This is a genomic window from Thioclava sp. ES.031, assembly GCF_002563775.1.
Taxonomy (GTDB): domain Bacteria; phylum Pseudomonadota; class Alphaproteobacteria; order Rhodobacterales; family Rhodobacteraceae; genus Thioclava.
The window spans coordinates 2,419,694-2,442,056 of record NZ_PDJO01000001.1; the positions used below are offsets into that span (position 1 = coordinate 2,419,694).

General features: G+C 57.3%; 19 protein-coding genes, 1 tRNA gene and 1 pseudogene. 12 read left to right on the forward strand and 9 right to left on the reverse strand.

Translation table 11 applies throughout. The features are described 5' to 3' along the window. Window positions 1-47: 47 nt before the first annotated feature. From AXZ77_RS11525 to AXZ77_RS11545, 5 genes are all read left to right on the forward strand, one after another. Entirely contained in the window at window positions 48-461 is a 414-nt protein-coding gene (locus tag AXZ77_RS11525; protein WP_098411262.1) for a hypothetical protein, read from the forward strand. A gap of 298 nt (window positions 462-759) precedes the next feature. Next, the gene (locus tag AXZ77_RS11530) at window positions 760-1,110 is read left to right on the forward strand and encodes a hypothetical protein (protein WP_098411263.1); all 351 of its coding nucleotides are present in this window, start codon (window positions 760-762) and stop codon (window positions 1,108-1,110) included. Continuing rightward, on the forward strand, window positions 1,085-1,450 hold the full coding sequence (locus tag AXZ77_RS11535; protein ID WP_141536263.1) for a hypothetical protein: 366 nt from the start codon (window positions 1,085-1,087) through the stop codon (window positions 1,448-1,450). Before AXZ77_RS11530 ends, AXZ77_RS11535 begins: the two co-directional genes overlap by 26 nt. A 222-nt stretch (window positions 1,451-1,672) precedes the next feature. Beyond that, on the forward strand, window positions 1,673-1,816 hold the full coding sequence (locus AXZ77_RS19595; protein ID WP_176535923.1) for a hypothetical protein: 144 nt from the start codon (window positions 1,673-1,675) through the stop codon (window positions 1,814-1,816). 54 nt (window positions 1,817-1,870) lie between these two features. Next, the gene (locus AXZ77_RS11545; RefSeq protein ID WP_098411266.1) at window positions 1,871-2,566 is read left to right on the forward strand and encodes a helix-turn-helix domain-containing protein; all 696 of its coding nucleotides are present in this window, start codon (window positions 1,871-1,873) and stop codon (window positions 2,564-2,566) included. Window positions 2,567-2,979: 413 nt separating this feature from the next. On the opposite strand, the gene AXZ77_RS19365 is transcribed toward AXZ77_RS11545, so the two are convergent. Then, window positions 2,980-3,186 carry a hypothetical protein gene (locus AXZ77_RS19365; RefSeq protein WP_141536264.1) on the reverse strand — a complete coding sequence of 69 codons (207 nt, stop codon included), beginning with the start codon at window positions 3,184-3,186 and terminating at the stop codon, window positions 2,980-2,982. Window positions 3,187-3,302: 116 nt separating this feature from the next. Here AXZ77_RS19365 and AXZ77_RS11550 point away from each other — a divergent pair. From AXZ77_RS11550 to AXZ77_RS11565, 4 genes and pseudogenes are all read left to right on the forward strand, one after another. Continuing rightward, a pseudogene (locus AXZ77_RS11550) lies at window positions 3,303-3,455 on the forward strand (transposase); the annotation flags it as partial. A 237-nt stretch (window positions 3,456-3,692) separates the two neighbouring features. Next, window positions 3,693-4,106 carry a DUF6804 family protein gene (locus AXZ77_RS11555; RefSeq protein WP_141536265.1) on the forward strand — a complete coding sequence of 138 codons (414 nt, stop codon included), beginning with the start codon at window positions 3,693-3,695 and terminating at the stop codon, window positions 4,104-4,106. Between the two features lie 130 nt (window positions 4,107-4,236). Next, complete coding sequence (locus tag AXZ77_RS11560) at window positions 4,237-6,345, forward strand: DUF262 and DUF1524 domain-containing protein (protein ID WP_098411268.1); 2,109 nt, start codon at window positions 4,237-4,239, stop codon at window positions 6,343-6,345. A gap of 522 nt (window positions 6,346-6,867) precedes the next feature. Beyond that, window positions 6,868-8,175: a peptidoglycan-binding protein gene (locus AXZ77_RS11565; RefSeq protein ID WP_255266484.1), complete on the forward strand. Its 1,308-nt coding sequence runs from the start codon at window positions 6,868-6,870 to the stop codon at window positions 8,173-8,175. Window positions 8,176-8,550: 375 nt separating this feature from the next. Here the strand turns inward: AXZ77_RS11565 and AXZ77_RS11570 are convergent, their stop codons facing one another. The 5 genes from AXZ77_RS11570 to AXZ77_RS11595 all read right to left on the reverse strand — a co-directional run bounded on the left by AXZ77_RS11570 (window position 8,551) and on the right by AXZ77_RS11595 (window position 15,088). Continuing rightward, on the reverse strand, window positions 8,551-9,153 hold the full coding sequence (locus AXZ77_RS11570) for a plasmid pRiA4b ORF-3 family protein (protein WP_098410084.1): 603 nt from the start codon (window positions 9,151-9,153) through the stop codon (window positions 8,551-8,553). After that, the gene (locus AXZ77_RS11575) at window positions 9,150-10,775 is read right to left on the reverse strand and encodes an IS66 family transposase (protein WP_098410085.1); all 1,626 of its coding nucleotides are present in this window, start codon (window positions 10,773-10,775) and stop codon (window positions 9,150-9,152) included. The genes AXZ77_RS11570 and AXZ77_RS11575 overlap by 4 nt, the downstream gene beginning before the upstream one ends. Before the next feature lie 60 nt (window positions 10,776-10,835). Further along, complete coding sequence (gene tnpB / locus AXZ77_RS11580) at window positions 10,836-11,186, reverse strand: IS66 family insertion sequence element accessory protein TnpB (RefSeq protein ID WP_098410086.1); 351 nt, start codon at window positions 11,184-11,186, stop codon at window positions 10,836-10,838. Beyond that, window positions 11,183-11,608, reverse strand: a complete 426-nt coding sequence (locus AXZ77_RS11585; protein WP_098410087.1) for a transposase — start codon at window positions 11,606-11,608, stop codon at window positions 11,183-11,185. The genes tnpB and AXZ77_RS11585 overlap by 4 nt, the downstream gene beginning before the upstream one ends. A 489-nt stretch (window positions 11,609-12,097) precedes the next feature. Next, window positions 12,098-15,088, reverse strand: a complete 2,991-nt coding sequence (locus tag AXZ77_RS11595) for a UvrD-helicase domain-containing protein (RefSeq protein ID WP_255266485.1) — start codon at window positions 15,086-15,088, stop codon at window positions 12,098-12,100. 554 nt (window positions 15,089-15,642) lie between these two features. Here AXZ77_RS11595 and AXZ77_RS19685 point away from each other — a divergent pair. Then, window positions 15,643-15,924 carry a hypothetical protein gene (locus AXZ77_RS19685; RefSeq protein ID WP_218000484.1) on the forward strand — a complete coding sequence of 94 codons (282 nt, stop codon included), beginning with the start codon at window positions 15,643-15,645 and terminating at the stop codon, window positions 15,922-15,924. Continuing rightward, window positions 15,917-16,945, forward strand: a complete 1,029-nt coding sequence (locus AXZ77_RS11605) for a serine/threonine-protein kinase (RefSeq protein ID WP_098411271.1) — start codon at window positions 15,917-15,919, stop codon at window positions 16,943-16,945. The genes AXZ77_RS19685 and AXZ77_RS11605 overlap by 8 nt, the downstream gene beginning before the upstream one ends. An 834-nt stretch (window positions 16,946-17,779) precedes the next feature. Here the strand turns inward: AXZ77_RS11605 and AXZ77_RS11610 are convergent. The 3 genes from AXZ77_RS11610 to AXZ77_RS19370 all read right to left on the reverse strand — a co-directional run bounded on the left by AXZ77_RS11610 (window position 17,780) and on the right by AXZ77_RS19370 (window position 21,920). After that, window positions 17,780-19,438 carry a hypothetical protein gene (locus tag AXZ77_RS11610; RefSeq protein ID WP_098411272.1) on the reverse strand — a complete coding sequence of 553 codons (1,659 nt, stop codon included), beginning with the start codon at window positions 19,436-19,438 and terminating at the stop codon, window positions 17,780-17,782. Then, the gene (locus AXZ77_RS11615; RefSeq protein ID WP_098411273.1) at window positions 19,428-21,260 is read right to left on the reverse strand and encodes a hypothetical protein; all 1,833 of its coding nucleotides are present in this window, start codon (window positions 21,258-21,260) and stop codon (window positions 19,428-19,430) included. Before AXZ77_RS11615 ends, AXZ77_RS11610 begins: the two co-directional genes overlap by 11 nt. A 150-nt stretch (window positions 21,261-21,410) precedes the next feature. Continuing rightward, window positions 21,411-21,920, reverse strand: coding sequence for a hypothetical protein (locus AXZ77_RS19370; protein ID WP_141536266.1), 510 nt, complete (start codon window positions 21,918-21,920; stop codon window positions 21,411-21,413). Window positions 21,921-22,201: 281 nt separating this feature from the next. Here AXZ77_RS19370 and AXZ77_RS11625 point away from each other — a divergent pair. Further along, window positions 22,202-22,291, forward strand: a tRNA-Ser gene (locus AXZ77_RS11625). The last annotated feature ends 72 nt before the right edge of the window (window positions 22,292-22,363 follow it).

Consider the following 22,363-nt stretch of genomic DNA (forward strand, 5'->3'; position numbering starts at 1 on the left):
TTGAAAGCTGCCACGACTGGCAGTCGCGCAACAAAAGGAGAACCACCATGCTGCGCACGCTCCCCAACCGGACCCTGTCCACTGAACCGCAACTTAGCGCCGTTCGCGCCCATTTCGCCGAGCACGGCACCGCGCTGTGCAACGCGGCGAAGCTCATCGACGGCGATGCTGGAACTGCTCGCGTTCTACGCATTATGTCCAGCCTGCGCGAAGCATCGCGTCTCGACCGAACGACGCGGGGTAAGCTCGTAGATCTTCATCGTCTCCTGTCCTTGGATCCCTTTATCGACGCATGCGAGCCCGATTTTTCGTGTTACGTCCTTCTCGACCCCGAAAGCCCTGAAGTAGAAGAGCTTTGCCTCCTCACGGACCAGCTGTTCGAGCTATTGGTCGAAATTGGGGAGCTCGATGAAGACCACGACGCACTGGCGCTCGCCCTCCCAGCGGAAGACGCTGCCTGAGACGGTGCGCCGGCCATCTGCAGACCGCACGGCCGGCGCCACACGCCAGGGAATGAGTAAGAGATCCACTCCGAAAGCTTACAACGACTTTGTCAGCACGGCTTGAGGCCTAAAATGGAGCGCCCGGAAAACTTCTTTTTCGTCGCCCACGAATGCCCTTCTTTCCAACAGCAAGAAGACCGGCGCGAAACAGCCGAAAAGACCAACTCGAACTCACACAATGTCTCCTGATGCATCCGCAGTGAAGCCGAAGAATAGGCGCCCACCACCGTTGCTGCTACACATGAGAGGAGAACACATGCTCAAAACCACCAACCTCGAAACCGCAGAGGTCCGTCACGCGGCCGCATACACTGCAGAGCAATATCTTCGCCGTCACGGCGCGAGCCTCTGCGACCTACTCGACGCGCTCGAAGATAAGAGCGGGTTCGCATCTCTTTGCGACCTGCACAGCGCATTCGGACAGCCGGTCGCCGATCCTGATGCTGTCGAAATGGCGCTACAGGGCATCCACCGAGCTCTTGCGGATCAGGCACCTTCTTCGCTCGAACGGATCACTCAAGAAAGAGGACTGCCCGCCAGCGACATGACGCGCTGGCATGGCGCACGCGTCAGTGAGATAATTGCCCGGTTTCGCCATGGGAGCTGAGGCCGAGGCGACCTGTGACACACTGGAGCGGGATATACGCGACGTAACGCTCTGGCTCATTGAAACGTACGGCGTTGCTCGTATCCACGTCTCGGTTGAACGACACTTCACGCAAATCGACCGAGATCTCGCGGGCATCGCCGTGATGCTCCTATCCAGTCCTCCACCAGGGCTGATTGAAGCGGCGCACGAAGCATTTCTCGCGCTCGGCTACGTTTTCGAAAGTTGGGCCGCGGACATCTACGTCCATCAATCCAGCCGAGACACGCATTCGAAACACGACGCCATTCAGGCCTATGCGCGCGTCGAAAATGCGCTGCGCATCTGGCGATCGGCATAGAGAAATCAGGTGCATCCCGCAAAAGGGCGGCAAAGGCCGCCCTTTTTAAGCTCCTCGTTCCTCGGCCCAAGGCCTAAAGGATTTTTCACAGAAATGCGCGAAATCGCAATACATTCACAGTATGCAGAAGTATGCGTAATTATGATGATCGTGCGGGTTCAATCAGTGACCAGGCCAAGCGATTAAGTGTCCATCTTCAACCATATGCCGATGGAGCACACGATGAAAAAACCGAACCACGCCGCTGACATGAAGAACGCAAACAAAGGCACGTCTGGACAGAACCAGACCCATGCCAAGAATGAGGGCAATCGGGGCAAGCAATTGAACCCAAACCAGCGCCCATCCAATCCCAAAAAGGCATGAGAACGTTGGTGGGGTGCACTGCACCCCACCAACGATAGTAGAAAGAGGAGCAGAATGTCATCAAAGGGACCAGAGTACGAGCAGACACAGAAGCTCGTGAACATCGCAATGAAGTCGGGAATGACTCAAGACGAGATCGCGAAGCTATGCCGCGTCGACCAATCGACGGTTAGCAGGTGGAAAAGGAATGAACGCCGCGCCAAGCTGCACCAGGTTACTCCCCTGCTCCAGCGTTTCGGGGAAAGGATGGAGCGACCACCCTTCCAGCTGTATCGGCGGACCAATACGCGCGACTCGGGCACCTCTGTCTCGCAGTTCCTAAAGGTGGACGGCCGCCTCTTATTACGAGAAGCCTATGACAATACACAGGATCGGAAGCCAGGCTGTGCAATAGACCGAGCGATACGCGTCTCCGTTCAGGAAGTTTCGCGCGGGCGCTTCGCGCTTGTCCTCGAAAATGCCTCAGGCGCGATGCCGAAGAAGCGCGAAAAGAGCGGAGCGATCGATCTTCGCAGTAGGGATATGCCTTGGCACCTGCCGGAAACCGGAAACGCGTTTCTTCTAAACCAAGAAGAGCTTCTCTCTTGGGTCATCAGCCTACCTGAGAGTGTTAAACAACAATGGCAGGACAGTTTTTTCGGAATTGAGCGTCTCGGCCTCCTAACAACGCTCGCTTTGCTCAAGCATGGTTACAAGGTCAACGGGCTTCAAACCCTGACCGAAGAAGTGAGCGGAGCCGATTCCGCTTGAGATTCCTACGAGGCGCGAATAGCGATCCGGAACACCCACTGATCGCCGAACTGGCTACTTATGGCGTTAACCCGGAGGGTTGAACGCGTCAGGGGTCGCTGCTGCAAGGCAACGCCGCGCGGTGGGCCGTTACGCTCCTGCGCCGCTGCGATCTCGAAGGACCGAACGGGAGGGGCAAGGCGCGTATCTAACAGGTCGCGCACTTCCTCCTCTCCAAGGGGTATGGGGTGGGAGCCTGCGGGACCTCGGGGGCAAATGCCCTCGACGTTCCGCAGGCCATTTTCTTCGATTTGACATCGACCTGGCACAAGCGGCAACTAAGCGTCGACCTCCCCTCCCCTCTGTGCTTCTGTGTCCTGGTATGTAAGCCATCAATCGGCGTGAGTGCGCGCCCTCTCGAAAGCATACGGCAGTCAATGTCGAGAACTTAATCCGCTCAGCGAGTCTCTGACTAAAAATGCCGTGATCGCTTCGCAGCGCTCAAAATCATTTAGTCTGCGCACCCGCAGCAGCTCATGTGCGGACATCCCGCGTTCGCGGAGCTCTGCATCCGAAATTTCCTCAGCTACGGCGCGGTAATAATCGCCGTAGCTGTCGAAATTCACTGTCCGACTGTTCATCGCTAATACCTCCATCTACGGCACCAAGGTCAGCCTTTGAAAAGGCCTAAGAGTACCGGCTGAATAGCGCCGTGTATCGTGGACGCCTTCTTTGCTAATTTTAAGGCAAGGAGGCCATGATGAGCAGCACCAAGTTCAGCGACGATTTCAAAAGAGATGCCGTCGCGCAGATCACGGAGAGAGGCTACCCGGTCAGGGAGGTGGCCGAGCGCTTGGGCGTGAGCCAATACTCTCCCTACTCCTGGAAGAAGAAGTTCGCGAAGGCGTCTAAGAAACGCGGGGCTATTCACTCTTACTGTGGCGCTCAAACCGACACATTTCCAAGGAGACAGCCAGGCCGGCAATTTGATTTTGAAAAATGAAGTCTGGATGCGGTGCATGACAGCTCAATTTATCGTCGTGATCGTAGAGAAAAATCGGAGCTTGAAAAATAACAATACTAACTTTTTCCGCTTATGTTCGGAAGAGCGCAAAAGGGCTCAATCAGTCTTGTCTGGCGGGAGACGATGAGGCATCGTGCGTTCCAGAAAGACTATGAGAAGGTATTTTTGATCTTGCGTAATCCTGAATACGACCACTATCGGTCGACGCCGGACGGGTTGATCCCGGGACGGGACATTTCTGCTTGGCTCTGGTGGGTTCCAGCCATCGCTCTTCTTGTTGCAATCCTGCCCCTGCCGTATGGCTACTACATGCTGCTGCGCTTGGTAGTTTGTGCCGCAGCAGGCGTCATTTCATGGAAAGAATACTCCCTCAACGGGAAGAGATCGAACAGCTTTTCATGGATATTTGGAGTAATTGCAGTTCTCTTTAATCCGCTCATTCCGGTTCACCTTTTCAAGCTGATTTGGGTCGTATTCAACATCATCGCAGCATTGACATTCATTGGTCACTTCCGGCTTCGATTGCGGCAGATTTGATGTACCAAACCACTATATCCAATGAATATTTCATACCATCAAGGATCCTTATGTTAGGTCAAAACAACACGTCTCGGGCATCTCTCGTCAGGACACAGGGGCGTGACTTCAACCTTACCGAGGTGTCGAAATGAAAGCGACCGACGCGAACTTTTTGTCCTTCATCAACAACTCAACGCAGTTCGTCATTCCGATCTACCAGCGAACTTACAGTTGGACAGAGCAGGAATGCAGGCAACTCTGGGACGATGTGCGCCGCGCGGGAAGTAGCGACTATGTTCAAGTTCACTTCCTGGGATCTGTTGTCTATATTGAGGAAAAGCTCTCGAACAATTCCAGTCGCTCGCCGGATCTCGTGATCGATGGACAACAGCGACTGACGTCCGTTCTATTGTTGCTTTCGGCTCTTGCACTTGTGATCGGGGATACTGAACCTGTCGACGGTTTTTCAACAAAGAAAATCCGAAATAGATACTTACTCGACCCGGATGAGAATGGAGAGCGCGCTTTCAAGCTCCTTCTGTCGAAGACTGATCGCACGACACTGAATGCGATTGTTACCGGAGACGATTTGCCTGAGAAGCCCTCGCTACGTGTCGAGCAGAACTTTGAGCTTTTCCGTCACTGGCTGGAAAGCGAACCTGATGCTGTGGTGGAAATCTGCGCCGGCTTGAACAAGTTGATGATCGTAGACGTTGCCCTTAGCCGGGAGCACGACAATCCGCAGCTGATCTTCGAAAGTATGAATTCGACAGGAAAGGAGCTGTCTCAGGCGGATTTGATCCGGAACTTCGTGCTGATGGGACTGAAGCCTGACTTGCAGACGCGGCTCTATGAGCAATATTGGCGCAAGATGGAGGAGGGCTTTGGGCAGAGCGCCTACGTCGCCCATTTCGATGGTTTCATGCGTCACTACCTGACTGTCGTGACAGGAAGCATTCCCCGGCAGGGAGACGTTTACACAGCCTATAAGACCTATTCACATCAGCAAGTCGCCAAAGGCAAAGAGGTTACGGATCTCGTTAGAGAGGTCTGGGAGTTCTCAAAGCGTTATGGGGCTTTGGCATTGGGTCAGGAAAAGAACGTTCCGCTCGCCCAAGCATTCAAGGATCTTCGTGAAATGAAGGTCGACGTAGCCTATCCCTTCCTTCTGGAAGTTTACCGCGACTACGACGACGGCCTTGTCACAGCCGACGAGTTTCTGGAAATCGCCCGGATGGTGGAGGCGTATGTATTTCGGCGCGCGATCTGTGCTGTTCCGACGAATTCGCTTAACAAGACTTTTGCGAATTTTTCGCGCGAACTCAAAAAGGACTGTTATCTGGAAAGCGTCAAAGCTCACTTCCTGTTGATGCGATCCTATCGGCGTTTTCCGCGGGATGAGGAGTTCATTGCAAGGATACAGGACCGCGATCTCTACAACTTCCGAAACCGCTCATATTGGCTTAGAAAGTTCGAAAACCATGGCCGCAGAGAGCGTGTCTATATCGATGACTACACGATTGAGCATATCCTGCCTCAGAACGAAAATCTGTCACAGCAATGGAAAGACGATCTGGGTCAGGATTACAGAGAGGTGCAGGAAAAATGGCTGCACACAATCGGAAATCTGACCCTGACAGGATACAACGCCCAGTACAGCGATCGCCCTTTCAAGGAGAAGAGGGACATGGAAGGAGGCTTCAAGGACAGCCCTCTTCGCGTAAACCAGGGGCTCGGTCAGATCAAGGTCTGGAGCGAAGCAGAGATCAAGAACCGTGCCGACAGAATAGCGCGTCATGCCGCGCGCGTCTGGGAGCTTCCAGATCTCTCGCAAGAGATCCTAAGCGCTTATCGGACGCCTGACACCGTGGTGAACGGATATTCGATCGATGATCATCCCCACCTGACGGAAGGAAAGATGAGCGCGTTGTTCGAAGCCTTCCGAAAAGAAGTTCTCGCGCTCGATGAATGCGTCACCGAACAATTCCTCAAGCTTTATGTTGCCTATAAAGCCGAAACGAATTTCGTCGATGTCGTGCCACAGGCAAAAGCACTTCGCCTGTCACTGAACATTGACCCTGGCACGATATCTGATCCCAGGGGCATGGTGGTCGATGTCACTGGCGTCGGGCGCTGGGGGAACGGAAACTCGGAAGTGAAACTTAGCAACCCTGAAGATCTGCAATATGTCGTAGGATTGGTAAGGCAGGCCCTCGAGACGCAGCTCTCTGGAGAGGAAGTGCTCGCTTACACTTGAGAATTTCTTTGAGATGGGCAATTGAATGGTCGGGGATTTGCCACCTCTGCCAGGTTCTCGTCTTCGGTCTTCTTAGTCATCTGTAAGGTAATCATCACTTCGGCGGAATACAGGATATAGGTCACCCCTTCTCAGCCAAAGCCGGGGTGATGCCTGAAACTCGACATCACGATACTTGCGAGAAAATTTCAATCTCGAGGCGATCCGTGAAAGCTGTAATTTCGGTGTTTCCCTTCAGGACCGAGAGGGAACCTGCTATAGAAATATGAAAGAGTTGCTCCGGAACTATAGCGGCTCGTGAACCTTTCTCGGCTCTTGACGCATAGGTCACTTAAGGGGCACTTTCTGTCCGTCTTCAGGTGGAATTCTTTCAGCGATTTCGTTGTTTGTAATATTGGCCAATTTATCTTTTGTGCGCCGCATCGGCCGCTTCTCCACCGCCTTGCGGCGCTTGACCTGTTTCGAGCCAGAATAGCTCGTGATTACTGCCTCGTCACCGAGGCGACTTGTTGTGGAGAAAACATGATCCGTTCTTATTCGATTTGCCTGGTGGCCTTGCTTGCTGGCACCACTTGCCTTGCACCAATTGCGCCGGCGTTCGCCCAGAGCACATCTTCCTCTCAGATGTCAGACATGCGCGCTGAAATCGCAAACCTGGAGAAAGAGATATCGAAATCTGAGGCAGCGGCGTCGAAATATGATGGCGGCGCTCTCGCTGCGATGGCTGATCTCAACACGCAAACGCTGCGACTGACAAAGTCTCTCCTCGAGGCCAGAGTTGCTGCGGAAGAAACAGGCGCACCAATCGAAATCAAAGTGCCAGCAGTGAAGCCCGAGCCGGATCTCGCGGCAAAAATTCTTGGTGAATTTCAAAAACAACAGAAAACTGTCAACGACGCCCTCAAGGAAGCGCAAGATGCGGGTGGCCTCATGGGTGCGCTTGCGATGACGCGCTATGAGACTGAGAAGCTCACTCTTGCCCAGCTTCGGCAGGGCTGGCTACGTGCGCAATACGGAATTGCCTTCCCGGGGGACGCGCAGCAGACCGTCCAATTCAACGCAGCTCCTGATCAATCTCAGTCACCGCAAGACGCTAAACCCGGAGTGGCGTGGGCTGATCCTGATCATCCCGAGATCGATTACTCCATGGCCATTTTCTCCTCACTACACGATAGCGATTATGTCATGTCTGGATGGTGGGGTATCCAGCACAGCAAAGCTGCGATCGACGATAGCGCGGAAGTCGTTGCAATGAATGTTTCTGGCTACGGGGAGGGTTTGGCGATGCATCACCCCTCCCTGATTATCGGCTGCATTGAGCACGAGGCGCGTGTCATCTACGACACCGACGAATACCTGCTTTCCGATTTCAACTCTCATCGGATGAAGGTCACGGTGAGGGTCGATAATGCAGATGCGCGCAATGAATCTTGGTCAGAGTTGACGACCAGCGAAGGCGCAGGCCTGTTCGGGGCGAAAGCGGAAGCGTTCATTCGGGAATTGAGGGGTGCGAAAAAACTCTTCCTGAGGCTTCGCGAGAGAAACAACGCAAGTCATGACCTGGAACTCGATCTTGCAGGTTCAGAGCGCGCCTTCAAGGACACCGCCGATGCCTGCGGCTTTAGTTTACTTGCGCTTAGGCGCGAGGACTACCGCGCGATCCAGACCCTGCTGAATGCAGGCGGGTTTGATGCCGGGACGCCGGACGGTGTCTGGGGCGCGGGCTCGAGTAAGGCAATGCGGGCTTATCAATCCGCCAACGGGCTCGAGGAAACCGGTACTCCTAATGAAGAAACGCTCACGGCAATGGGCATCGAGATCTCGGGCTAAACCCAGTTTTTGAGAAACGGGGCGGACGTATTTGCCGCTCCGTTTGCGACTACGAAGTCATCGACGGGCCGAAGAAGCGTGTCATCGGCGGAGTAAAATCCGCCATTGGGCGGCGCAATAACCGGCCACTTCGGGTTTGGGCGCGACGCGCGCCATGAGGCGGCGGCCAGTCAGCCGCGCTTCCGTGAACTTCGATGCTTTCATGCGTTTCCGCTCCTCTCCCATCCAGGAAAGCTTCGCTGAAAGCTCCAGTTTCAAACGGTCCAATTTTCAGGGTGCAGAGCACAAGCAGCACGCTCCCGAGTTCAAGGCAAAGGTCGCGCTGGAAGCCCTGAAGGGTAACCATCCGGCGTGGACCGCACATGGGAGCAATTCTCAGGTCGTGCCCTTGGGGGCTTTGGGTTTGCGAGCCCGCGGGGCCCATTTCTTGGCAAGCCGGTTGAAGCGTTCAAGGATGCTGTCGATCCCGGCATCTTCGGCGTCGAAGTCCCCACCGGACCAGTGGAGCATGTCCTCGTGTTGCTCGTGATCGGGATCGGCGAGGGCTTCGAGGAACTCCTCGTAGCCCCAGGCACCGCCGACGTCCTCGGGTGGACAGGCACCGGTCGCCTTGAGAAGCCGTGGGTAGATCATGCCGGGGATGGCCTCGTAGACCCGCTCGATACGGATGCTGTGGTCCCAGTCATCGCCGAAGTCATAGATATACTGGATCGTCCTGGCGCCGGTGTCCTCGAGCACCTTTTCCAACGTCGTCTTCTTCGCGTCCATGGGGCCGTCGTAGAACCCGTCCGGGTCGGGCACGCCCCAACCGGCATCACCGGCGCGGAACTCGTAGAGGTGGGTATCTGTCCAGCCCATGGCAGCCTGTATGACCGCATGCAGCCGGTCGAGCCTGATCTTCAGCGGCACCTCGATATGGCGCATCGGCTGCGGGTCGACGTCGTTCAGGATGATCCGGAGGCGGGCGATCAGGGTCATGCGGCTATCCTTTGCTCAGCCCGGGCCCAGTTCCAGGGCAACAGATCCGGCACCCGGGAGGCGGTCGTGCCAGGCAACCGGACGAGGACATCGGCGAGCCAGGCCTGAGGGTCGACATCGTTCATCTTGGCGGTAACGATCAGGGAATACATGAAGGCGGCGCGGTCCCCGCCGCGCTCGGAGCCAGCGAAGAGCCAGGACTTGCGGCCAAGGGCGATGCCGCGCAGCGCCCGCTCCGCGGCATTGTTCGTCAGGCAGATCCTGCCGTCCTCGAGGAACCCGGTAAAGGCTGGCCAGCGCTCCGCCTTGAACATGTAGTCGATCGCCTTGGCGACCGGGTTGTGCTTCGACAGCCGGTCGCGCTCGGCACGCAGCCAGTCATGAAGCTCCTCGACCAGAGGCCGGGACAGCTGGTGCCTGGCCGCCTGCCGTTTTGCAGCCGTCAGCCCGTTGATTCCGCGCTCGATGTCGAAGATCGCGTCGATACGGGCCACGGCCTCCAGCGCGACGGGGGAGATATCATGGGCCGGCTTGCCCTTCCGGGCGTTCCCCTTGATGTCGGCGAGCTCGAAGAACTTGCGCCGGGCGTGGCTCCAGCATAGCGCAGACTCGACCGGCCCCGGGTCACGGTCGGCGCGGTAGAGGTCGTTGTAGCCCCCATAGGCATCGGCTTGCAGGATACCCTGCCATCCGGCGAGATGCCGGTTCGGGTTGGTCATTCCTCGGTCGCGGGAGAACTGGAACAGCGCGGCAGGTGGAGCCCCGCCGCCGAAGGGTCGGTCATCCCTGACATAGGTCCAGAGCCGGGCGGTTTTTGTCCCGCCCTTCGCCAACAGCGGCACTGTCGTATCGTCGCCATGCAAGCGGTCGCCATCCAGAACATGGGCACCGATCAACGCATGGATCGGCTCCAGCGCGGCGGCGCAGGCGCCAACCTGGTCGGCGAGGGTCGACAGGCTGAGATCGACGCCTTCCCGGGCATAGCGTTCGGCCTGGCGATTGAGCGGCTGATGCTGTCCAAACTTCTCAAAGAGGATCGTCGCCAGCAGGTTCGGGCCAGCCCATCCGCGCGGCGTGGCGTGGAAGGGCGCCGGCGGTTGGCTGATCTTCTCGCAGGTCCGGCAGGTGAACTTCTCGCGGACGGTCTGGATCACCTTCCACTGCCGCGGGATCACCTCCAACGTCTCGGTGACGTCTTCCCCCATCTTCACGATGCGATCCGAGCCGCAGCAGGAACAGGCCGTGGGCGCCGCGATCACCACGCGCTCGCGCGGCAGATGCTCCGGGAAAGGCTTGCGCGCCGGGCGGCGACGTTTGAGCCCCGCGACGATCGTGGTCTTCGCCAGCTTCTCGGCGGCAATCTCGTCTTCGGTGGCCGCGGCTTCGAGTTCCTCGAGCTGCAATTCCATCTGGTCGATCAGTCGGGCGCGGCGTTCCGAGCTGTGGCCGTATTGCTCGCGTCGGAGCTTGGCGATCTCGAGCCGGAGATGCTTGATCATCGCCTCGGAGGTCGAGACCACCGCCCGGGTCTGCGCCAGCTCGCTCTCGGCGGCCTCGGCACGGGCCTCGGAGGCCGCGAGCGCGGCGCGCAATCTGGCAATCTCGGAAGCGTTGTTCGACATGGCCAAGACCTACCATGCCGGCATCGGAAAGCCCATGCAAATAAGGTCGATGAGGCCAATTTATCCCGCCTTTGCAGGGCGTTGGGTCCAGCGTGGATTGCGCCAGTCGATCCCCTCCAGAAGATAACCGAGCTGGGCCGCGGAGATCTGCACCGCCTCGCCGCTTCCACTGGTCGGCCAGATGAACTTCCCCGCCTCCAGCCGCTTCGTATAGAGCGACATGCCCACCCCGTCGTGCCAGAGAAGCTTGACCAGCTCGCCCTTGCGCCCGCGAAAGCAGAAGATCTCGCCGGCATGGGGATCGCGCCCCAGACCCTGCTGCACCGTCAACGCCAAGGTGTTCATACCGCGCCGCATGTCAGTCACTCCGCCCGCGATCCAGACGCGCACCCCCGCCGGGAACGCGATCATGACGGATCCAGGGCTTGCACGAGGCGCGCCAGCACCATCGGGTCAATCGTGGCCGCCACAGACAGGCGACGGCCATTCGCGAGGGTAATATCTGCCATCAGGACCTCGGCTGTCTCTGGCGTCGGAACCGGTGCAAACGGTCCGCCTTGATCCTCCGCTTCTTCAGGAGCGGCGATGGCCAACGGTGTGAACTGCGGTCGTGCATCGCCGCTCGTCAGCCTGCCTTCGCGGTATTGGCGACGCCAGCGCACCAGCAGGGTGCGGCCAATATCATGACGCCGGGCTGTCTCGGCGACACGCCCTCTACCGCCAAAGCTTTCTTCAACGATGCGCACCTTCTCTTCATCCGTCCAACGCCGACGGCGCCCGGTATCGGTGACAGAAAGGATCTCAATTTCGGGTCTGTATCTATGGTCGGACATAGCTCCGGACCTACGCCGCCAGCCTCAAGTCCGAAAGACGGTCCTCCCCGGAGCCTTACCCTGAAGGGTGAAGAAACAGCGGCCGAGCTGGCGAACCGGTTCGGGGTGCATCCGACGATGATCCATCAATGGAGTTGGGAGGATCAGAAAACGATCCAGTGAACCGTTTCTCCGACCAACGCCCTGCTCGCAGGCGCGTCCGGCGTGTTCGAGCGCAGGGGCCGAAAGAAACCCGAGATCGACGAGGAGCAGGTGAAGGAGCCCCACGCCAAGATCGGGGAGCTGGCGGTGGCCAACTCTTTTTTGGAACGAAAGCTGAAGCCCTCGGCGGCAAGCTACCGGCGCTGGTCTATTGGCAACGAAATGATATCAACCAACCCGGTCAGCAGGTGCAACGAGTAGCTTAATTTACGTCGGGTCCTGCCCAAGAGATCGGGAGTAACTCATACATCAAGTTGCAGCGCTTCTCGTTTGACCAGCGCGCGAGTGTCATGCGCCCATTTGCAGCTTGGCTTTTCCATCGCAGTCTGGGAAGCGGACACAACTGAGGAATGCTCCATATCGGCCGCGCCGTTCGACTAACCATCCTGCTTCGCAACTGGGGCAGGCCCGCTGGCTCTCGCCGCAATCAGCGCAAACCAGATCTCCACTGGTCCGGGAACGGACCGGAAGGCCGACACCGCAGGCCGGGCAAGCTGGCATGCGACTGCCGCACAACTTCACATGCTCGCAGCGATACCAGTCGCGACCGTCCTTGCCTGCCATGTGAAGCAGACGCCCGCCGCAAACCGGACAGGTGTGGGCGTGCTTCTGGGCCTCCAAGGGCACAGTCACGCCGAACTCCGGCTCTTTCACCAGCTCTTCGACGAAGACGGAGGGTCGCGCCTCCGATGCAAGGATGGTCACGGTCCGACGGGCCCGGGTCACGGCGACATACATGACGCGCCGTTCTTCGGCGTTCGGATATGGCTCGGCCTCGGGCGATACCAGGCTGAGCAGGGGGTCGTCGACGATCATCGACGGGAAGCCCATCCTGGCGTTGTCGACGCCAAGGAGGATCACGTGATCAGCCTCGAGGCCCTTTGATGCATGGATGGTCTTGAAGGTGATCGTCGCCCCGGGGTTCTGACGCTGGAGCCGCGCCACATCAGGCCGCAGGAAACGATAACGCCCGAGGATGAGGATGGACGGCTTCCCACCACCCTTTCCTTCTGTGGCGGCGAGAGCTGCCACCGCGTCGTTCAAGGCCGTCTCCCCGGTGTCGCGGCGCGTCCAGGCGATCCTGATCGACTGCTCGTCCGTCTCGCCTGCCGGGATCACCGTCTTGGTGATCTGCGCGGGGTTGCGAAGAACGAAACGGCGAGCCGCCAGGGCAATCTTGTCGACAGATCGGAAGGTTCGACCAAGATCGACGGTACGATGGACCCCGGTGGCTCCTGCATAGGTGCCGCCGAATTCCGCGCCGAAGTTGCGCATGATGTGGATGTCCGACCCGGCAAAGCGGTAGATCGACTGCCAGTCGTCGCCGACGGCAAATACCTTGACATCGGAGTGCTGTCGCTTGAGCGCTTGGATCAGCTTCGCTCGCCCGGTCGAGATATCCTGAAACTCATCGACGAGAATATGCTTGAATGGGCTTTGATAGTGCCCGCTCTCGACAAGAGCGGTGGCGCGGTTCACCATGTCCTCGAAGTCGATCCGATCGCCCAAGCGAGATTGATATTCCCGGAAGACGGCGCCAAAGATCTTCAGGAATGCCTCCGCACGCTTGCCCATCTTGAGCGTCTGCGCCTTGTCTGAGCAGTCCTCGACCCGATAGCCTCCGTTCTTGAAGTGCCGCAGGAAGGTGCCCATGAGCGAGGTGAAGCTGTCTACCACCCCGACCTCGGCGACACGATCATAGATCTCGATATCAGGGACCGGACGCAGCGTGACGTGGGGCTCGAGTTTCTCGGCGAGCGCGTCGAGCAACCGACCTTCTTCACGCTCCCAGCTGTAGGTCTCGACCAGAATCGTCTCGTGCTCGGCATGGACTTGCCGCTTCCAATCCATGCCCTCAAGGTATTCATCGCGGTCGACATAGGGCGCCGTGGTCAACTCCTCCTTACCATCCCTGTCGCGTTTCTTGCGCACGCCGAAATGCTCGATGTAGACGCCGCTTTCTGTCAGCCGGAAATCTGGCGTGTAGACGCGACGCCCGGTCTTCTGGAGCTTGTGCTCGTAGCTCGGCTCATATTCGTAGGCGATGCCGTTCCGGAACAGCCAGTTGGCGATCAGCAGCTCTTCGAAGCTGTTCACCGTCTCCCCTTGCAGCGTCCGCAGGTTGCGACTTTCGACCTGCGCATACCATTCGTGCTTGGTCTTGAAGTCCCACTCTGTCGGGAAGTCGTCGAAAAAACCGGCGAACCATCCGATCACGGTCTGCGCGATGTCACTGGCGGTCGCCACGATGTGCCGAAGGATCTCCTTCATAAGGGATAGGAAGGCCTTGTCGTCCGTCGCGGTCGGCGCCAAGGGGGGCTTCTCCCCTTCCACGTCACCGATGATCTCGTAGGCCAATGCGTGGAAGGTGCGCGCCGCCACGGGGACCCCGCACCGCGCCTCGATGCGCTCGGACATCTCGGTTGCAGCATCTTTGGCGAAGGCCAGGAGCAGGAGCTCGCTTGGCTTCCGTATCTCCGTCTTCACCAGGTATGCGGCCTTGGCCGTGATAACGCTGGTCTTGCCGGACCCGGCGCCGGCCAGAACCAACGTTGCGTCCTCGTCGACGACCACCGACAGGCGCTGCTCCGGTGTCAGCGGCATGGATTCGACCGTGTCGAAGGAGTCTTTCCACCGAAGCAGCTGAGCTTCCACGAACGTCTCGATAGCCGCGTCCCGGACTGTGTTCGGATCGGCAGCGAAGGCCACGATCGGGGCGATCCGGGACATCACCTCGTTGCCAACGGCCTCGGCGTTCAGCTTGGAAAGCACGCGGCAGTTCAGATCGGCTGCGTCGCGCGCCAGCGGCGCTACATGGCATGCGGCAGGATAGACATTCGGCACCTTGAACTCATCGAGCGCATGCAGGATGCGTCGGACCGCGGCGTCCTCCTTCTCCAGCTCCGCCCGATTGAAATCCGTCCAGGCGGTGGCAGCCGCATCCGCGAATTTCTCGGCCGCAGGCGTATTCACCGCTGGCAAGGTTAGGTTTCGGCCGTCCCCAAGATCGAGCGAAAGCGACCACGATAGAAACCCCTTCCTCACCGATGGACGGGTCGATATTTCTCCAAACCCTATCCAGGGTGAACCAGCCCCGCGGGCCTCGATACCCTTGTCTTGGAGGCTCAGGGACCTCGGGTGTCGGCCAAGAGGGTCACTCAGGAACGCGAGGAAGGATTTCGAGGCGAGATTCATGTACACGACATAGCTAATCTTTCTCGAAGTGTAGCAGATAAAAGGCAGCGGGGAACTCTGTAGGACACATTTCAGGCGTTCCATTCATATCGGTTCTCTCTGCCGAATGTTGAAAGTTCCGGCTCAACAAGGGCCTCGAGTTCAGGCGTCAGCGACACAGCCAAAGTCTGTCTGGCGAATGTCTTGAGTGGGGGAACTGCACCGCAGCGGTCCGCGCTTCGGCTAATGACAGAAAAAGGCCATTCACTGCGCTGGAGCAGGAAGGGCGGCGTCCGGACTTTCGCCGCCTCAGCGAGATGGATCGCGCGTTCCACGGAAAGATGGCATTCGTCAGGGCCCCCTCTTCGCGTCATATTCCCACCGCATTTTGGATAGTGGCTTCAATTGAAAGTTCACGTTGATATATTGACGAGACTGCGCTAAGTTCTCCAAATGTTCTGAGATCGGCGCAATTGGAGAGCACTTTGAACACGATAGGTTTTCGGGCCACCCCTAAGACAGTATTTTACTCTATATACGATTCTGCCAACGAGGTCATATTAAACAGCGATCAGATCGTAATTCCAATCGCGTTCGAAACTCCGGACGCTCTAAAATACGTTCGCAGCAACATCCTCGATATTCTAAGAGAATACTCCGTGGAACAAGCTGGAGTTAGAACAACCGAGCCAAATTCGCAGCGCAAGAACATTGAACGAATTCAAATTGAAGGTGTGATTATCGAAGCTTTCGCAAGCAGTTCGATGAAGCGCTTCTACTTCGGCCAGATCTCTTCGATGGCGGCCAGACTGGGCATTCAAAGGGAGGAAATCAAACCTCACATCGATGGAGACACCGACCCTGGCATTCCGGGCTGGGCGGATCTACCTAAGGAAGAACGCGAGGCTATTCTTTGTGCAATGGGGGCAGAAAATGCTTAAACCGCACAACGTCGCCGACGTCGAATTTCGCCTTATACGAGAGATTGGTCACGAAGGTCGGAACTCTACAGCGTACATCGTCCACGACTTGCAGCTTGATGCGGAGATCGTGATGAAGAGAATAGACAAGGTGAATCTTAATTCTTCTGACGAGTATTTCGCGGAGGCAAGAGCATTATACTCCACCGCGCATCAGAATGTGGTGCCTGTTCTCTATGCATGTGCCGATGATGATCATGTATTTATCGCTCTACCCTACTATGAGAATGGTTCCCTCAAGCCCGTAATCTCCGCCCGGAACTTAACTGTGCGTGAAATCGTGAAGATATCGTGTCAGTTGATTTCCGGCCTACACAACATTCACTCAAAAAATTTGGTTCATTTCGATATAAAGCCAGATAACGTCCTGCTTTCAGGACGAGGCGAGCCGCTGCTCTCCGATTTCGGATTGGCCAAACAAATGTATCTCGGTGAGGCGTGGCAGACGCGGTTCTATACACCCATCGTTGCGCCGGAGGTGTTAACCGGACCTCCCTACGACCTTCGATACGATATCTATCAACTTGGTTTGCTCATGTATCGCATGTGTTGCGGCGAGGGCAACTTCCGTGCTCAGTTCGATGCAGCTCACAGTAGCAGGGAAGCATTCGCTACGGCCCTGCAGAACGGAACCTTCCCAGATCGGAACGCCTTTCCTGAACACATACCGGATAGACTGCGGCGTGCGGTGGTACGATGTTTGGAGCCCGATCCGGAGGATCGTTATGACTCTGCGCTCGCAGTCGCGAACGATTTGGGAAAGGTGGATCAATGCCTGGATTGGTCCTACGAACACAATGGTGCAAGGAAGGTTTGGAGCCTATCGAAAGACGGTTCAGTGAAGCGGTTCGAAGTTGACGCTGACGGTTCCACTGTCTTCACCACTACCAACAGAAACGGGCGATCTCGCCGGAAGAATGCGCACTGTCAAAATAGAATGACTAAGACCGCTATACGCCGTGTTCTCAGGGTTGAGCAATGAAACACGTTAGGAACGACCCACAGTTATATCAAAAGCGGGAGGTAAAGGCCCCCCAGAGGATGCCGCGTGGCAAGTTGCAATTGCAGGCCGCCCGCGACAAGTTTGTTTCCGCTCAGATGGACTCCGACCGCTACATTGTAATTGTCGCCGATAGCCAGGATGATGCGCACTGAACGCCAGAGTCTTCGTGTGACAGCCCCCTGCGAATTTCGATTGACCCGTAAGAGGGACTTCTCGGTTCGGAGCTGGACACGCCTACGACGTTTATCCTCTACCGGCTCAGGCCCTTCAGGTTATACGTGGTAGCGGAGGCCGCTCTTGAGATTTGAACTATTCAACACGACGGCGCCGCTCCTTGTGTGACAGAGTTCCGCCTACCCCTCGTACGCATGCGCCGTCGCAAAGCCTTGCCACGAATGGCAAAAGCTTGAGTCGTGACCTTAGAAACCGGCAGGGCAGCATTCCCGCGGCGAAAGTCCGCTTGGGCGCGCCGAGTACAGCATGAAAGTCGGCCTGAACGGCAGCACCGAGCCGATAACGTCAAACTCACGGGCGCAACAAGGTCGCGGCGTCCGCATCGCGCTTGGCGAACGGCCGGAATTGACGCGAATTCGGAAGCTTGAGCCTGGGGCTATGGTGCGACCGGATTGTTTGCGAACGCGCCCTGATCCGGTACGCGCCGAAACGCCGAAATGCGCAGGTAGCGAGCATCAAGACGGCAGAGGCGAACGGTTTCCAGCTGAAAGGAACCGGTTTGCTCAAGTGACCTGGAAGGGTTCACTCGTCCGGCCGGGCGACCTAAGCGGAAATCGCCAGTTTCAAATAACCCAATTTTCACTGGGCAGAGCATAACGGCGGGAAGTGTTCTTCGATTAAATCATTCGAGAACCCAGAGAGCAGCAGTCCGTTAGTTTCGAGCAGCAGCGCGTCATGCATCGCCTTTCCTTGGTAAAACTTTGCAGTCCTCTGGTCTCGCTGTGCGCACAGTGAAAGTGCCATCTCTACACCTTCTCGGCCCATGCGTCCGAGTTCCGTGTGAACGATGCTGCGGGCGATGTGTGGGCCACATTTGAGGTGACGTTTCCAGAGGTTCGCGACGCGCTTATCCGACATATGCCGACCATTTGCGTGTGCGAAGAGTGACCGTCTCGACTTAATAGCCTCCACTCGCTTCTCCCCAAGAAATGCCTCGTCACATCCACGCAACAAAAGGGCGTCGAGAAATGGCGTAACGAAGTCAGAGATTTCCCCATGGAATTCCGATCCGGTCTTGCTGGTCCGGACGTCAATTCGATACCGCCCTCCGGTGTGGGTCACATGAACGCCCCAGAGCAGGTTTGTGTCCCGAACACGAAGCGGGATTAGCGAAAAAAGCGCCAGCGTTGCTGCCGCGTTCAATTTCGCCATGCGGAGCTCGAGTGATTGTTCGAATCTCGAAGCGGCGAGCAAATCTGTTGCGCGCCCAAGGACTTTGCCTACCGAGCCTACCTGTTCCAGCTTCTTAAACTTCTTGGGAATGTCCGACTGCTTCTTGCAGAAGAAATCTCGCTCAATGTTACGCAAGTCCGCCATGACTGTTTCATCCAAACCAAGCAACTTCGCAAACCTTCTGAGGGCAGAAATGTTGATCTCGATCGTCGCGTTTCTTGCTCCGCGCTGCTTGAGTTCTTCCACAAGCGCCAGTGTAGTTTCCCTATTTATCTCGCACGGCAATCCGATATCCTGGCAACAGAAACACAACGTTCGGAGCGCTACCTCCACAGTAGGAAGAAAACCCGTCGAAAGTGGTGAGCCTTCACCGCCGCCCGCCTCGACGTCATTGAGAAGAGACTGCCATTCTGTCGGCAAGGCATCCCTGGTCACCGACTTCTTGAGCGGCCACGAGGAACGGTTCCTTTTTCCTGACCCAAACCTTTTTGCTCGTATGGCCGAAATCGCCAGGTCGAGTTCTTCCGCCACCCACGGGATTTTGGGTATCTCGAGTTTACCGAACGTCGTCTTTAGTGCGGTCAGCGGGGCTTCCGAAGCCCACTTTCCGGCAAACTCGATGTAGTCCTGCGATTTGGGCAAACGGATATCGCGTTCGTGAAGAAACCGTAGCCACTCATCAAGGCGGTTGACCTCATGGATGTGGAGCTTGTCCATCCTGTTCTGCGGCAGGAACGGTAGCCACCACTCGGCTTGCAGGATGTCGCTTCTCATTCGAACGCCATCGACGCGTCGCCTGTGGTCGACCACGGCCGCGTGTAATTCCCCTCGCACAAATTCCCAATCTGGCAACACGCGGAGAAGAGATTTTTGAAGGTCAGCCAGGACGCCGCGGGTTGCTACATCCTCAGCGAAATCCAAGAAGACGAAGCGATCAACATGCGGGAGGTCGCGATCCTTCAACCAGCGCTGAAAGCGCTGGATACGAAGGTGGTGCTTGCTATTCAGGCCGCCTTCCGGTTCGATCCTGAGGAGATCGAACGACGCGATCGGATCATGCTGCATTGGGGAACTCCTTCGTCAGTTCCTGCTGGCCGGCAAGCACCAGTTTTTCGTGATCGATCCAAGCGTAATTTTCCCGACAGACCGCTTCTGTGTCCCCGAGACGAGCGGTGACGAGAGACCAGTTTCCGGGATTTTCTGCCACGAGGATCGAGGCTTGGCCGTGACGGAACATGTGTGGATTCAGGCCGGGAAACCCACATTCGGCGGCACAGTCGGACCACCACGACTTGAACGTTGCGTAAGGTAGCGGCCGCCTTAGGTTCTGGACTGCCGGAAAGAAATAATCGTTTTCCTGATTATTACTAAAGAGCGGCCGGATGACCGTTTCATACCAGCGAAGCGTTTCCAGACCGCGCAACCGGCTTGTCGCCGATATCGTCGCAAAAAGCGGCTTGCGGTTCTTCACGTATCCAGCAGGGATCATGAGCCGCCCGTCTTCAGTCTTGCGATGTCCAAGGCATAGCCAGGCTGCCCTGCCGCGGAAGGTCATCTTCAAGACGTTCGAAACACGCGCCGGGATTGCGTCAGTTTCCAGCGCCGCGAAGGCTGCGCAAGTGCCGAAGCGACGCGCCTTTTCGAGGTGCCGCTCGGCTGCACGCCCACCCGTCACTTGTGCAGATTTTAGGTGGAGGACCGACTTTTTCCTGAGTTGGATGTGAAGAGATAGGAACCGAATTCGCGCGTTCATGTCGGTGACGACATTCCGACAGAAGGTGCGGACGTGCGGGGCCATTTCGGTCCGACTGCGGCGGCCCGTCTTCAGCCATCGGTCTGTGTCGAGGATCATTCTGACGGACGAAGTATCTTCGCCGTTACGCTCCAAAAGCGGAGTGAGGCATTCGAAATACCCCCGAGCAGTGCGAGGCGTGATCGCACCCGCCCCATCATTCGTGTGCAGGTCGCGGAGCATTTGAACGACGGCAACCAAGACCCGCTCATCGAAGGCAGACGCGATGGTGTTCAGTTCACCGAGCTTCAATACGCCCGCGCGTTCCGCAGTGGTGATAATCTTCTTGGCGGCGTTGAGGTAAGGCAATGGGGAGACGCCGCCCGTAAAAGCTTTGTCTGTTATCGACCAACGCCCCCGTGACGCAAGATCTACCCAAGCCTCCAGCTCCTGCATCAAGGATAATGGAATTGTGACTTGGTCAGCTCGTTCCGGCCGAACAAAGCCGATGGGTTGTGCTGGCAATATACTCTGTATCCGCCGATCCGTTATCACGCGTGACTGATCGATGAGATCAAGCGCCTCTACGACAGCTTCCTTCGCGGCTTTCGTGGGCGCAGCTCGGTAAAGGCACAATGCGAGATCCGGATCGATGTCGGCCAGGCAAACATCCAGCTTTCTGGCAGTATCCGCGCAACTTTGGATGCAGATGAGCTGCTTCGGATGAAGCTCGAACGGAGAGGGACAGACCGTCTCTGCGATTTCCCCCAGCACACACATAACCGTGGCCCAATCGTCGCGCCGCGACCTCCGCTCCTTCTGAGCTGCAATGGTGCCAGTCGCGCCATTGATTGCCGCCGAGACGTTGCGCTTCCAGCGCTTGGCAGCGCAGAAGGTCTTGCCCCACGAGCGATTGTAGTCCTTGTTCGGAAAGTTGCTCTGAAACTGCCTTGTGCAAGCTGGGATTCGGTCGGCCGTCCGACCAATCAGCCTTGCTGCCTTTCGGACGGCTTGAGCATAGGTTCGTCGAGCGGCGTCTTTGAGAGGGCAGTCTTCGCTTTCGAGCCACTCGAGCACATCCTGGAGATTCTTCGCTCCGGATGTCGCTTTGTCGCCAAGGCCCTGGAAACTATCTTCAAAGGGATTGAAAGTCATGGGTGTCATTTCCTTGATTTGGCCGTTCATCGTTCAGATTGGCCGTTCTTCGTTGTGACGAAGCGGAAATTGACAGGCAGCCAGCAAGAAGGGTCGCAACAATCTTGCCGGGTGTTTGTCATCTTTTCCGTTCTTCGCTGGGGGTGTCATTTAATCGTTCCCTCTGGCCGCAGATCGCGCTGCAGCCCAGGGATCGAATGAGTTGCAGACGGCCTTTTTCCGCCGGAGCTTCGAGACGTCCGGCGAGAGATCCGCTGTCTTTGAGGCGCGCGTATAATGAGGCACCGGCAATCCTGCCTGCCAGGCGCGTAGCTGCGCCCTTCGCCAGAGCATTGGCTTTTTCCGGAGCGGGATAGGGTCTGGAAAGCTCGAATCGGGCTTCGCCAAACCGCGCCGCCTGGCGGAACGCGGCGACTCCCCCAGGATGCCCGCGACGTCGTCAACCGTGCAGTGTGGCAGCTTCAGCTCGTCCCAGCGCGCACGCGGCGGTGGCGCAAGACCCTCGGCCTTCCAAATGGAATGCCACGGATAGCGGCCGCCGACATGACGAATGCCATCCGCTCGCGCGAGCTCCCGGGCAGCCCTGGTCGACGGCAGTCTCCAATACTTGGCAAGCTCTTCGACGCTCGCTGAACCCGGGTCTTTGCTGTTGGTCTTCATGTCCGAGCCTCCTTGTGGAAAGGAGATCGGATCGTGCAGGCCCGGCCAGAAATGGCTGTGGCGGGTCCACGGGCGCGTTGGGTCTGCGCGACTTCACAAAACGCTTGACGCGTCCGAGGGCGCTTTTGCCGTGAGGGAAATTGACCAGATCTTGCCCAAACTCGGTGCTTTCCAGTGCTTTTCGGTGCACTTTGAGCGAATTTTAAGGGGTGGAGAGTTTTTTGCGATGAAGGGCAGTTTCGCCTTGTAACCCCCACGTTTCCTTGGCTATACGCGTCGACGGAGACGTGGCCGAGTGGTCGAAGGCGCTCCCCTGCTAAGGGAGTAGGCCCGGAAGGGTCTCGAGGGTTCGAATCCCTTCGTCTCCGCCATTACCCCCTGAAAACACGCGCCTTACCCACGCTTTGCAAAAAGCGACGGAAACTGGCGTTTGACGCAGTGCA